Source organism: Micromonospora costi (assembly GCF_003626655.1).
Taxonomy (GTDB): Bacteria; Actinomycetota; Actinomycetes; order Mycobacteriales; family Micromonosporaceae; genus Micromonospora; species Micromonospora costi.
Genome location: NZ_RBAN01000001.1, coordinates 242017 through 254545 on the forward strand (window position 1 = coordinate 242017; position 12529 = coordinate 254545).

Below are 12529 nucleotides of genomic sequence, written 5' to 3' on the forward strand. Positions count from 1 at the left end.
CCCGGACGGGCCGTCCGTTCCCGCACGGGACGGCGCCGGCAAGGGAGTCTTGACGCTACCGACATCACAACTGGCTACCCTCTCAAGGAATCCTGTCCGCAAAACCGAGGATGTCCGACATGATCGAACCCGTCCAGCTGCCCGCGCCGTGGCGGGACGCACGCCTGACCGTCGTGGTGCCCACCTACAACGAGGCGGGGAACCTCCCGGTGCTGGTCGAGCGGCTCCTGGCCCTGCAGCTGCCGGGCCTGCGGATCCTCGTGGCGGACGACAACTCGCCCGACGGCACCGGCGAGGTGGCCGACAAGCTGGCCATCGAGCACCCGGACCGGATCGAGGTGGTGCACCGGCCGGGCAAGGAGGGTCTCGGGCGGGCGTACGTGGACGGGATCGGCCGGGCGCTCGACGGGGGCGCCGACTACGTGGCGCAGATGGACGCCGACCTCTCCCATCCGCCGGAGGCGCTGCCGGGCATGCTCGGGGCGCTCCTGTCGACGCAGGCGGGCGTGGTGATCGGTTCCCGCTACGTGCCCGGTGGCGAGCTGGACGAGAACTGGCCGCTGTACCGGCGGGCGCTCAGCGGCTGGGCGAACCTGTACGTGCACACGCTGCTGCGCGTACGGATCCGGGACCTCACGGCCGGCTTCAAGATCTGGCGGGCGGACGCGCTGCACGACATCGGTCTGGAGCGGGTGCAGTCCAACGGTTACAGCTTCCAGGTGGAGATGCACTACCTCGCCACCAAGCTGGGCCACACGATCCTGGAGGTGCCGATCCGCTTCGAGGAGCGCCGTGAGGGCGCCTCGAAGATGACGACCGCCACCAAGATCGAGAGCGCGTTGATGCCGTTCCGGTTGCGCAGCAAGCACCGCAACATCGAGCGCTGATCCGCGGCGGCCCGGGCCGGCGCCGCCGGTCCCGTGGCGGCGGCGTCGATCAATGGCGCGCGGGCGCCGTCGTGCCCGCGCGCCCGCACGAGCGCCACGCGCTCGGTGACGCAGAGTGCTGACACCCTGCGTAACGGCAGCGGCGAGTCCACCGACTCCCTCCTCCACGCTTTGCTCTGCACCCACCGAGGCACCATTCACCTGACCTGCACATCCAGCTCGTGCACGAAACCCGCGCGCTCGCGCGTGGCGACGCAACGTAACCGGTGCCTATAGGGGTGCAGAGCAAAGGCGGCGAAGGGCATCCGCCGGAGCAGCGCGATGGTCACTGTGGGTGTCGTGGCCTTGTGGCTGACCTGCGCCGATCGTGCGCGCCCGCCGGCCCGCGTCGCCGCGCACGGCAGCGTCGCCGCGCACGGGGTCAGCGCACGCAGCCGAGTCAGCGCACGGCCGGAGCACCCGTCAGCCGTAGATGGCGCGGTGCGCGGTGCCGATGGTGGCGGCGTACAGGCCACCGGTGAGCGCGCGGTCGCGGGCCAGCGCCGCGCGGGCGGCGTTCGCGCCGGGCGCGCCGTGCACGCCGCCGCCTGGGTGCGCCGACGCGCTGGCGAGGAACAACCGGTCCACGGGGGTGTCCGCCCGGCCCAGGCCGGGGATGGGACGCAGGAAGAGCTGCTGGTACGCGGCCGACGTCCCGCCGCCCACCGCGCCCCCGACCAGGTTCGGGTCGCCCTTCTCCAGGTCAGCGGGGCCGGCCACGTGCCGGCCGACAATCAGGTCGCGGAAGCCCGGCGCCGCCTCCTCCAGCACGCGCTCCATCCGCGCCACGTGCTCCGTGATCTCCTCCGCCCGCCAGCTGTGGCGGAACGGCAGGTGCGTGTACGACCACAGCGACTCGGTGCCCGGCGGCGAGTGGCTCGGGTCCGCCACCGTCATCTGCCCGACCAGCAGGAACGGGTCCTCCGGCAGCTCCCCTCGCGCCAACGCGGCAGCGTAGCTCGTCAACCCGTTCAGGTCGGCCCGGAGGTGCACGGTGCCGGCGGTGGCCACCTCCCGGTTCGTCCACGGCACCGGCGCCGAGAGCGCCCAGTCCACCTTGAGGGTGGAACCGTCCCAGCGGAAGTGTGCGAGGTCCTCCACGAGCCGCGGGGGCAGCGCGGCGGCACCGACCAGGTCGAGGAAGAGCGCCGGGGCCGGCACGTCGGCGAGTACGGCCCGGCGGGCCCGCCAGAGTGCGCCTCCCGCCGTGCGTACGCCCATCGCCCGACCCCGCGCGACCAGCACCCGCTCAACGCGGGCGCCGTAGAGGATCCGCCCGCCGCGCTGGGTCAACCGGTCCACCAGCGCGTTGGTGATCTTCTGCGAGCCGCCGTCCGGCACCGGCCATCCGACCTGCTGGCCGAGCATGACGAGCAGCCATCCGTACACACCGGAGCCCGCCTCCTCCGGGGACAGGTCGGTGTGCAGGGCGCAACCGGCCAGCAGCGCCGGCCCGCCGGCGCCGTCGAAGAGTTCGTCGCCGAGCTTGCGCACCGGCACCACGAGTCGCCGCGCCAGCCGCAGCGCCCCCGAGATCCGCAGCTGGCGGAGCAGGGTCAGCCCGCCGCGCACCGGCGGGAACGGGGTGGTGATGGTCTCCAGCATCGGCTCGGCGACCCGCATCCATTCGCCGTACGCCGTGAGCCAGCGTTCGCCGTCGCCCGGCGCGAACGCCTCCAGCGAGGCGGCCGTGACGTCCGGATCCCGGTTGACGACGGCGGCGCGGCCGTCGGGCAGCAGGTGGGCCAGCACGTCCGGCGCGTGCCGCCAGGACAGCCCGTAGCGTCCCAGGTCCAGCCCGCGCAGCACGGGGGACGCGTAGCCGAGGGGGTAGAACGAGCTGTAGAGGTCGCTCAGGTAGCCCGGCGCCGTCACCTCGGCCGAACGGACGGCGCCGCCCGGCGTCGCCGTGGCCTCCAGCACCACCACGTCCCAGCCGGCGTCGGCCAGCATGTTGGCCGCGACCAGTCCGTTGTGGCCCGCGCCGACGACGACCGCGTCCGCGCTCTCCGCGCCGGTGGACATCATCCGACCCGCCTACCCCGCGCGTAAACGGGCGAAACGCGTTTGCCGCGCCGGGACCCGGGCATCCCCTGCCGCATGTACACGGTTACGCAGCTCATAGGTGGGGTCTGGGGCGCGGGCGGCGAGGAGGGCGAGCTGGTCGTGCACGACCCGGCCGACGGCTCCCCGGTCAGCTCGGCGCCCGTGGCGACGGCGGACGTGGTCGGCAAGGCGGTGGAGGCGGCCCGCGAGGTCGAGGCCGAGTGGGCGGGGACAGCGCCGGCCGAGCGCGCGGCGGCCCTGCGCCGGGCCGCGGACGCGGTCGAGGCGATCAGCGAGGAGCTGGCCGCCGCGGTCACCGCGGAGATGGGAAAGCCGCTGGCGGACGCGCGCGGCGGCGTCGAGGCGGGCATCAGCACGCTGCGACAGTACGCCGAGCTCGCGCCGGTGCGGGGCGGACGTACCCTCAACGGCGGCCACCACGCGATCGACTACATGGTGCCGCAGCCGCGGGGCGTCGTCGCCGCGATCACCCCGTGGAACGACCCGGTGGCGGTATCCTGCGGCCTGCTCGGCGCGGCGCTGGTCACCGGCAACGTCGTGCTCTACAAGCCGAGCGAACGGACACCGGCCAGCGGATGGCTGCTCGCGAAGGCGCTGGACGAGGCACTGCCGGCCGGGGTGCTCTCGCTGATCACCGGCGGGGCCGAGACCGGCGCGGCCCTGGCCGCCCAGCCGGTCGACGTGGTGGCGCACGTGGGCTCCACCGCGACCGGACGGTCGATCGCCGGTGCGGCCGCCCGCTCCGGCGCGAAGGTGCTGCTGGAGAACGGGGGCAGCGACCCGCTCGTCGTGGACGCCGACGTGGACCCGGTCTGGGCGGCCCGCGAGGCCGCGCTCGGCGCGTTCGCCAACGCCGGCCAGATCTGTGTGGCGGTGGAGCGGATCTACGTGCACCGGGACGTAGCCGAGGACTTCGTGGCCGCGCTCGTCGAGCGCGCCGCCGCGCTGCGGATGGGGCCGGGGCGGGACCCGGCCACGGAGCTGGGACCGCTGGTCGACCGGCGGCACCGGGACCACGTGCACGGCCAGGTGACGGCGGCGGTCGCGCAGGGGGCACGGCTCGCCATCGGCGGCACGCTGCCGGACGGGTCGGGCGCCTTCTACCCCGCCACCGTGGTCACCGACTGCCGGCACGACATGCCCCTGGTGCGCGACGAGACGTTCGGGCCGGTGGCCCCCGTGGTGGTGGTCGACTCGTTCAGCGAGGCGCTGCGCTGCGCGGCCGACTCGCCGTACGGGCTGGCCGCGACGGTGCTCACCGGGTCGATGAGTCACGCGCACCGGGCCTGGCGGGAGCTGCCCGTGGGCACCGTGAAGGTCAACGCCGTGTTCGGCGGCGCGCCGGGTGGTGCCGCCCACCCCCGCCGCGGCAGCGGTCAGGGCTTCGGGTACGGCCCGGAGCTGCTCGACGAGTTCACCGCCACCAAGGCCGTGCACATCGAGGCGCCGGGCGGCGGGCACTGGTGACACACCGAGGGTGGCCACCCTCGCGGGTGGCCACCCTCGCGGTGCGTACGGCGGGTCAGCGCCCCCGCGCCTTGGTGGTCTGCCGGTTGTTGGCCTTCTGGATGGCCTTCACCAGCTCCGGCTTGTTCATCCGGGAACGACCGGGGACGTCCAGCTTGCGGGCCACCTCCATGAGGTGGTCCTTCGTCGCGTTCGCGTCCACGCCGCCCGCGGTGGGCGCCCGCCGCGCGGGGCCACCGCCGGCCGCCTGCCGGTCGCTCGGGCCCTTGCGGCCCTTCGGCTCCCAGTGGTCGCCGACCTTCTCGAACTCGTGCTTCACGGCGGCGAAGGCGGTCCGGTGGGACCGCTGGCCCTCGCCGTACGTCTCCACCGCCGAGTCGTGCGTCTTCTCCCAGGTGCGCTGGGCCTTCGCCGGGGAGCGCCGCAGCGTGCTGGGCAGTACCTCGCGCCCGGGCATCTCGTCCTCCTCCGCGTCGATGGTCTTCTTGGCCTGCATTGACCGTTCCCGCCGAGCGGGGTGCGCAAACCGGGATCCGGCCCGGGCCCCGGAGCCGTTTGCGGACGTCGCGGCCCGGGTACCGGCGGGGCCATCCGCAGCGGCACGGACCGGACGCACCGCCGGCCGGGGCACAGGGAGCACGACATGACGACGACCGACCCCGGCACCGCGCTCGACGCGCGACGCGGGCTGCGCCTGCCCCGACGGATACGCCAGCTCAGTTGGCGGACCTGGCGGGGCGTCGTGGTGCGGAGCGCCCGCAACTTCGTCCGGGACAACTGTGCGGACTGGGCGGCGGCGCTCACGTACTACGGGGTGCTGGCGCTGTTCCCGTCCGCCATCGTGGTGGTGTCCCTCGTCGGGCTGGTCTCCGACGGCGAGCGGACCGTCGACACGGTGCTCGACCTGGCACGGCAGATCGGCGCCGGCTCGGTGGTGGCCAACGACGGCTTCGTCGGCGTGATCCGCGACGTCGTCGAGAAGGAGAGCTCGGCGAAGCTCCTGCTGAGCTTCGGTCTGCTGGGCGCCCTCTGGTCCGCGTCCGGTTACATCGGCGCGTTCACCCGCGCCTCCAACGCCATCTACGGCGTGCAGGAGGGGCGGCCGGTCTGGAAGCTCCGCCCGTTGCAGATCGGGCTGGCCGGGGTGTCGCTGCTGCTGCTCGCCGTGGTCGCCGTCGGCCTCATCGTGAGCGGCCCGGTGGCCGACTGGGCCGGCGACCTCGTGGGCGCGGGCGGCCTCGCCCGTACGGTCTGGGGCGTGGGCAGGTGGCCCGTGCTCGCCGTCATCATGATGGGCCTGCTGTCACTGCTGTTCTGGATCGCCCCGAACGTGCGCCAGCCCCGGTTCCGCTGGCTCACCCCCGGCGGCGCGGTGGCGCTGCTGGCCTGGGTGCTGGCCTCCTTCGGCTTCGGCCTGTACGTGGCCAACTTCGGGTCGTACGACGCCACCTACGGCAGTCTCGGCGCGATCATCGCGTTCCTGGTGTGGCTCTACCTGTCGAACTCGGCGCTGATGCTGGGCGTGCAGATCAATGCCGAACTCCAGCGCGGCCGGCGGCTCCAGGCGGGCGAGTCGACGCCCGAGGAGCCCGTTCTCCCGCCCAAGGCGCCGGCCGGTTCGTGACCGCCTGCCGGTTTGACGCCGGTGCCCTCGGGTAGCGCAGAAGGCATGGAGCGTGGCAACAGCAAGCACGGACCGAGGATCGACGACCAGATGAGCCAGGAGGTCAGCGGCCTCGTCCAGGGGCCGGGGACCGGCGGCTCGCGGGTCGACGAGGCGCGTGTGCCGGAGCCGGCGGGCGAGGACCAGCCGGAGGCGACCACGGCCCCGGCCGGCGAGTTGCGCAGCGGGGCGCCCAAGGGCATGAGCTCGCAGGACGTCGAGCGGCGCAGCCGGTTCGGTCGGTTCATCACGATGACCGCCCTGCCCGGCGACCGCGACACGCTGATCGCGAACGCGCGGGACAACGACGCGCCGGACGACATCATCGCCGACCTGCAGCGGCTGCCCGACGGCACCCAGTACCAGACGGTCTCCGAGGTCTGGGCCGCGCTCGGCAACAAGAACGAGACGACGCGCTGGTGACCGGCGCCCGACGACGGGATCCCGGCCGGAGCCGGCGGACAGAGGAGGATGCCTGATGAGTGGCGTGACCGAACACGTGGACGTCTCCGTCCCGGTGCGGACCGCGTACGACCAGTGGACTCAGTTCGAGGAGTTCCCCCACTTCATGGAGGGGGTCGAGGAGGTCCGGCAGCTGTCGGACACGATGACCCACTGGACGGTCGAGATCGGCGGGGTGAAGCGCGAGTTCGACGCCGAGATCACCGAGCAGCTTCCGGACGAGCGGGTCGCGTGGCGCTCCACGAGCGGCAGTCAGCAGGCCGGCGTGGTGACCTTCCACCGCCTCGACGAGGGGCACACGCGGGTCAGCCTCCAGCTCGAGTTCGAGCCGCACGGCGTGGTGGAGCAGGCGGGCGACAAGCTCGGCATCGTGGACCGGCGTGCCAAGGGCGACCTGGAGCGATTCAAGCAGTTCATCGAGCGGCGCGGTCAGGAGACCGGCGCCTGGCGGGGCACCGTGGACCGTCCGCAGCCCTGATCCTCACTCCCCCGACCCACTGACTCCGACGGCCGCCGGTTTCCCCGGCGGCCGTCGCCGTGCGCCCGGGGCGCCGTTTGCGATCACCGCGCCCGGGTACCGCGAAGGTATGACGGACGACAACAAGGTGTGGCGGGACGAGGAACGGATCCCCCTCGAGGAGCTGGAGCGGGCCGTCGCGGGCTCGTCGCTCGACGGGCAGGCCGACGACGTCACCGCCAACGACGCCGGTGAGGAGGCCGCATTCGGCCACGGGCCGGAGGCGGTGGACCGGGGCGGCCAGGCCGCCGGCGCCGGCCGCGAGCCGACCGACCCGGAGCGGGCGTACCGCCCGTCGACGACCGGACGCACCGGCCCGGACAACCTGTGACGCCGAGGCCGGCGACACGCCGGCCGAGGCCGCCCGCCGACTGAAGGCCCGCGCGGGGTCAGGCCGGCGCGGGCGCCCGGCGGCGGGACCCGGCCGCGTGCAGGGCGATCAGCACCAGCGCGAGCGCCAGCAGCACCGGCCCGAGCACCTCCACCGAGGTGTTGCCGATGAGCACGCCGATGCCGGCCGGGACCAGTGAGGCGCCCAGCGCGGACGTGCCGATCTGCAGCCCGATGGCACGGTCGGCGTGCGCCGCGCCCACCCGGTCGGCGGTAGTGAGGGTGAGCAGCGGGAAGACCGGGGCGGCCGCGAAGCCGACCACCACGAGCCCGGCCACCGCCACCCAGCCGGACGCGGGCAGGGCGATCAGCGCCGCGCCGGCGGCCATGCCCACGAGGCTGGCGCGCAGCACCCCGGCCGCGCCGAGTCGCTCGGCCACCACCCCCTGCACGACCCGCCCCACGAACAGGCTCCCCCAGTACGCGGACACGCACAGGCCGGCCGTGCCGGCGCTGAGCCCTCGCCCCTCGGTGAGCAGCAGGAACGCCCACAGCCCGCTGGCGACCTCGATCGCCACGTAGACCGCGAAGGCCAGCGTGCCCAGCCAGACCGCGGGCAGGCGCAGCGTCTCGCGTACCGGAACCGGCCGGGTCGCCGGCGGCGGGGCGTGTTCGACGACCACGCCGAGCGAGCCGACCGGCCCGGAGGCCGCGTCGCCGATGCCGGGGACCGGCGTGTCCGGGGCGGTACCGCCGGTCCGGGGAACGTCCGGCGCCGGCGTGCCCGCGTCCGGGGCCGGCGTGCCCGGCAGGACCGCGTCCGCGGCTGCCGGGCCCCGCGCCCGCCACGCCCGCACGCTGAACACGAACGCGGTGGCGAGCAGGAGCTCGGCCCCGGCCACGATGCCGTAGCCCCAGCGCCAGCTCGCACCGGCGTCCAACGCACCCGTCATGATCAGTGGTCCGATGGCCACGCCGAGGCCGAAGAAGGCGTGCAGCCAGTTCATCTGCCGGGGGCCGAGAGCCGCGGCGGCGTACGCGTTGAGCCCCGAGTCGATGGCGCCCGAGCCCAGACCGAGCACCAGCGCGCACCCGACGACCACGGCGAGGCCGGGACTCACCGCGTACCCGGTCAGCGCCACCGCGGCCAGCAGGGTGCTCCCGGCCAGCAGCACGCCCACCCCGAGCCGGGCCAGTGTGAAGCCGGCCAGCACGCTCGAGGCGAGGTAGCCGGCCGTGCCGGCGGTGAGCACCAGGCCCACCGCCTCGGTCGGCACCCCGAAGTCCGCCCGGATCGAGGGCCACCCCACGCCGATCAGCCCGTCGGGCAGGCCGAGGCTCACGAACGCGAGGTAGGCGAGCAGGAGCAGGGCGGCCCGGGGCCGCGCGGGGCTGGTCGACACGGACGACCATCCTCCGCCCCGGGTGTGCCGGCTGTCACGACCGGGGTCGCCCGTCACGACAAGAAATGATGTCCGGACGGGCCGGAAAACGGACAGCTCATCCAGAATCGGCCGAACGGAGGACGGCAATCGGGCCGTGTCGCGTAAGACTTTCGGGATGCATCAGGGTTCCGGCATCCTCACCCCGCGCCAGCGCCGCCTGGCCTGGCTCGGCTTCCTGCTGGCCGCGCTCCAGGCGCCCGTGTCCGCCTGGCTCGTCTCCGACGACTCGTGGCTGTTCAGCCTCTGCGTCGCGCTGATGGTCGCCACGGTGATCGTCGCCGACGACGCGTCCCGCCGCCGCCCGGCGGGCGCCCGCTCGGGCGACTAGCCGCCGACGCCCGGGCGGGCCTCGTGTCCGGGGCGCCCCCGGGTGCGCCGCCGCTCCTTCATCTCCGCCTCGTAGAGGTGGCGCCGGCCGCCGACGAGCTGCTCGCGCGCCTGCCGATCGAGGTCGCGGAAGAGCGCGTAGTAGCCGTCGTCGAAGTCCTCGACGATCTGGAACGTCCACCGGCCGGCGATGACGTTGCGCCCGAGCAGCTCCGTGGAGATCCGCTCGGCGATCTCGGGGTGGCCGGCCGTCCGGAACATCTCCACCGCGTCGTCCAGCATCAGGTCCGCGTGCCCAACCAGCTGGTGCAGCGAGTAGAGGTGACCGCGGACCCGCTCCACGCACTCCAGCGCCTCGCTCAGCTTGCCCAGGGCCGCCACCGTCTCGTCGCTGACCCCCGGCGGCCGGCGGTGCCGGTCGTCGGGTCCGTCCTGCTGGGCCATTCGTGCCTCCCTGCTGCCCGTGGGCGGTTCCGCGCCCCGCCGGCCGCGTGTCTCCGGTCGCTCCGCCCCCACCGCGGGCGGAACCGGCGGGCGCGTGGGCCGACCGGTGGCCGACCGCACACCGACCGAGCGGCCGGGGCCGGGCGGTGACGGGTTGGTTAGCCTCGTTCCCCATGCGTGTGCCGTTCAACCGGGTCACCCCCGCCGACGACTCGGGGCGGCCCGCCCTCGCCGCCCTGGCGGCCGCGGTCGGCAACCCGGGGTTCGCCGCCGCGGCCGATGACGCCGGCCTGCTCGCGCTGGTCGACCAGCACGCGGCCGCCGTACGGGAGAGCCTCGACGGGGACCGGCGTCCGCTGTCCCCGGCCGTGCTGGCCGGCTACGCCGAGGGGGTCCGGGACGCCGCGCTCGCGCACGGGTGGCGGCCGCCCGCGGGTGCCGTGGACTGGGCGGATCCGGACTGGCTGCTCGTCCGGCTGCTGGCGGTGTGCGCCCTGGCCCGGCAGCTCGACGCCGCCTGACGCCGGCCCGTCGACCGTCGCCACCACGCGGGACGGAACGGCCCGGACCGCGCGCTGGGGCGCCGCGACGGGCGGGAGACGACGCCTCGACGAGACGCGACGCGACGCACGGCGCATGATCGGAAACAGCGGGCGCATCCTCGGGCTAGGCTGCGGGCATGCCAGGTACGGTCGGTCGCGTCCCCACGCCATCCGCGCCGGTCTCCGGAGCGCCCGCCGCGACCGACGCGGCCGCCGCCGTCCTCCGCCACGACTGGGCCCGCACGTCGCTGGGCCCCCGCCAGTCCTGGGACCCGGCGGTACGCGCGGTCGTCGACCTCATCCTCGCCTCACCCGTGCCGATGGCGCTCACCCACGGCGACGACCTGGTCCTGCTCTACAACGACGGCTACGCCGAGCTGATCGGCGAGAAGCACCCGGCGGCGATCGGCCGGCCCGCCGCCGACGTGTTCCCCGAGCTGTGGCAGCTGCCCGGCGTCGGTGACGTGGTCGAGCGCGTCTACCGCGACGGCGGCACCTTCCTGGAGAAGGAGACCGCCTTCCCGCTCAGCCGCGGCGACAGCGGCCTGGCCGAGCAGGCCGTCTTCACCCGCGGCTACTCCCCCGTCCGCGACGGCAACGGCCGGATCGTCGGGGTCCTCACCGTGGCGGCCGAGACGACCCACGTCACGCAGCAGTTGCAGAGCCTCAGCGAGGTCGCGGCCGCGCTCGCCGGCACGCTCACCCTCGACGACGTGGCGCGGGTGGCACTGCGGTACGCCATCGCGACGTTCGACGCCGACCGGGTCGCGTTCGCGGTGGACGAGGGCGGGGGCGGCTGGCGGATGGTCCGGCGGGTCCGCGGCGAGCTGATGGACGAGGCCGACGAACGGCTCCCCCCGCTGTGGCGGCGGATCCCCACCGACTGGCCGGACCCGCTGGTCCAGTCAGCCCGCACGGGCGCCCCGCTGGTGGTGGGCAGCGGCCAGCCGCTGCGGGAGGCCGCCGCCGACCGGCACGACCAGAAGATCGTGTCGCTGGCCGCGGTGCCGTTGCGCGCCTCGGTCGTACGCGGCGGACTGTCGGTCGGGCACCACGCACCGCGCCGGTGGTCCGCCGCCGAGCGGGCCCTGCTGGCCGCCTCGGCGGAGCTGATCGGGCAGGCCGCCGAACGGGCGCGCCGCTTCGAGACCCAGCACGGCACCGCCCAGCTGCTGCAACGCAGCATGCTCCCGGAGCACCTGCCCGACCTGCCACGGCTGCGCATCGCGGCCCGCTACGAGCCCGGTGTGGACGGCAACGCCGCCGGTGGGGACTTCTACGACGCCTTCCTGCTGCCCACCGGCCGGCTCGGCGTCGTGCTCGGCGACGTGGCGGGGCACGACGTGCAGGCCGCGGCGCGGATGGGGCAGGTCCGGGCCGCGCTGCGCGCGCTGGCGCTGAGCGACCCGCGTCCGGACGTGGTCCTCACCGGGCTGGACCGGCTGGTCGCCAGCCTGGGCGCCGAGGCGGGCACGCACGAGCTGTTCGTCACCGTGGTGTTCGGGGTCGTCGACGCCGAGCGTCAGGAGCTGACGCTGGCCAGCGCGGGCCACCCCGCCCCGCTCGTCCGCCGCTGCACGCCGGACGACCGGCCGTACGCCGAGTATGTCGACCTGCCCACCGGCGCCCCCCTCGGTCTCGGCGCCCGGCCGGGCGTGGCCACCGTCCCGTTCGCGCCCGGCGACACGCTGGTGCTGTTCAGCGACGGCGTCGTGGAGCGGCGGCGGCAGAGCCTCACCGCGGGCTTCGACGCGGTCGCCGACGCGGTGGCGCGCGCCGGCAGCGGCGACCCGCGGGCCCTGTGCGCGGTGGCCACCGCGGCGGTCGACGGCACCACGGAGGACGACGTGGCGGTGCTCGCCGTCGAGCACGCGGTGAAGCCGAGCCGCTCGGCGAGCATGGAGGTGCCCGCCGAACCGACCGCGCCGAGCCGGGTCCGCCACTGGTTGACCGCGCAGCTCGGCGAGTGGCAGGTACCGGAGTCGGTGATCGGCGCGGCCGTGCTCTGCACCAGCGAGCTGACGACCAACGCGCTGCTGCACGCCGGCACCGCCGCCCGGGTGGAGATCGACCTGAGCGCCGAGCGGCTGCTGGTCTCGGTCGCCGACTCGGGCACCCGCGGAACGGTCACCCGGGCCCAGACCGACACGTTGAGCAGCCGGGGCCGCGGCCTGGGGCTGATCGAGGAGCTGAGCGACGCCTGGGGCACCGACCCGACCGTGCGCGGGTCGACGGTCTGGTTCGAGATCCTCCTCCCCAGCGGCTGAGCCGGCGCCGGCCGGGGATCCATCGGTACGAGTCGGCGTCCGGTGCGTCAGCCCGGCCCGCCGGGGGTAGGA

Annotated in this window: 13 protein-coding genes; 9 read left to right on the top strand and 4 right to left on the bottom strand. The window is 74.8% G+C overall.

Going from position 1 to position 12529, the window contains the following annotated elements:
• The first annotated feature begins 119 nt into the window (after positions 1-119).
• On the top strand, positions 120-887 hold the full coding sequence (locus tag D7193_RS01125) for a polyprenol monophosphomannose synthase (RefSeq protein ID WP_120777517.1): 768 nt from the start codon (positions 120-122) through the stop codon (positions 885-887).
• 462 nt (positions 888-1349) lie between these two features.
• On the opposite strand, the gene D7193_RS01130 is transcribed toward D7193_RS01125, so the two are convergent.
• Positions 1350-2954 carry a phytoene desaturase family protein gene (locus D7193_RS01130; protein WP_120777518.1) on the bottom strand — a complete coding sequence of 535 codons (1605 nt, stop codon included), beginning with the start codon at positions 2952-2954 and terminating at the stop codon, positions 1350-1352.
• 72 nt (positions 2955-3026) lie between these two features.
• Here D7193_RS01130 and D7193_RS01135 point away from each other — a divergent pair, with 72 nt between their 5' ends.
• Complete coding sequence (locus tag D7193_RS01135; RefSeq protein WP_120777519.1) at positions 3027-4460, top strand: aldehyde dehydrogenase family protein; 1434 nt, start codon at positions 3027-3029, stop codon at positions 4458-4460.
• A gap of 55 nt (positions 4461-4515) precedes the next feature.
• Here D7193_RS01135 and D7193_RS01140 read toward each other — a convergent pair whose 3' ends face one another.
• Complete coding sequence (locus D7193_RS01140) at positions 4516-4917, bottom strand: ChaB family protein (RefSeq protein WP_120779157.1); 402 nt, start codon at positions 4915-4917, stop codon at positions 4516-4518.
• A 186-nt stretch (positions 4918-5103) separates the two neighbouring features.
• On the opposite strand from D7193_RS01140, the gene D7193_RS01145 reads away from it, so the two are divergent.
• From D7193_RS01145 to D7193_RS01160, 4 genes are all read left to right on the top strand, one after another.
• Positions 5104-6084, top strand: coding sequence for a YihY/virulence factor BrkB family protein (locus tag D7193_RS01145; protein WP_120777520.1), 981 nt, complete (start codon positions 5104-5106; stop codon positions 6082-6084).
• 45 nt (positions 6085-6129) lie between these two features.
• Entirely contained in the window at positions 6130-6546 is a 417-nt protein-coding gene (locus D7193_RS01150) for a DUF2795 domain-containing protein (protein WP_120777521.1), read from the top strand.
• A 55-nt stretch (positions 6547-6601) separates the two neighbouring features.
• Entirely contained in the window at positions 6602-7063 is a 462-nt protein-coding gene (locus D7193_RS01155; RefSeq protein WP_120777522.1) for an SRPBCC family protein, read from the top strand.
• Positions 7064-7172: 109 nt separating this feature from the next.
• Positions 7173-7433, top strand: coding sequence for a hypothetical protein (locus D7193_RS01160; protein WP_120777523.1), 261 nt, complete (start codon positions 7173-7175; stop codon positions 7431-7433).
• A 58-nt stretch (positions 7434-7491) separates the two neighbouring features.
• On the opposite strand, the gene D7193_RS01165 is transcribed toward D7193_RS01160, so the two are convergent.
• On the bottom strand, positions 7492-8835 hold the full coding sequence (locus tag D7193_RS01165; protein ID WP_120777524.1) for an MFS transporter: 1344 nt from the start codon (positions 8833-8835) through the stop codon (positions 7492-7494).
• 157 nt (positions 8836-8992) lie between these two features.
• Between D7193_RS01165 and D7193_RS01170 the strand changes: the two genes are divergently transcribed.
• On the top strand, positions 8993-9205 hold the full coding sequence (locus D7193_RS01170) for a hypothetical protein (protein ID WP_120777525.1): 213 nt from the start codon (positions 8993-8995) through the stop codon (positions 9203-9205).
• Here D7193_RS01170 and D7193_RS01175 read toward each other — a convergent pair.
• Positions 9202-9648 carry a hypothetical protein gene (locus D7193_RS01175; protein ID WP_120777526.1) on the bottom strand — a complete coding sequence of 149 codons (447 nt, stop codon included), beginning with the start codon at positions 9646-9648 and terminating at the stop codon, positions 9202-9204. The genes D7193_RS01170 and D7193_RS01175 overlap by 4 nt on opposite strands.
• 173 nt (positions 9649-9821) lie before the next feature.
• Here D7193_RS01175 and D7193_RS01180 point away from each other — a divergent pair, with 173 nt between their 5' ends.
• Together D7193_RS01180 and D7193_RS01185 are read left to right on the top strand one after the other, a co-directional pair.
• Positions 9822-10169 (top strand): DUF6401 family natural product biosynthesis protein, encoded by a 348-nt coding sequence (locus D7193_RS01180; protein WP_120777527.1) that lies wholly within the window; start codon positions 9822-9824, stop codon positions 10167-10169.
• A 158-nt stretch (positions 10170-10327) separates the two neighbouring features.
• Complete coding sequence (locus D7193_RS01185) at positions 10328-12457, top strand: ATP-binding SpoIIE family protein phosphatase (protein ID WP_120777528.1); 2130 nt, start codon at positions 10328-10330, stop codon at positions 12455-12457.
• Positions 12458-12529 lie beyond the last annotated feature (72 nt).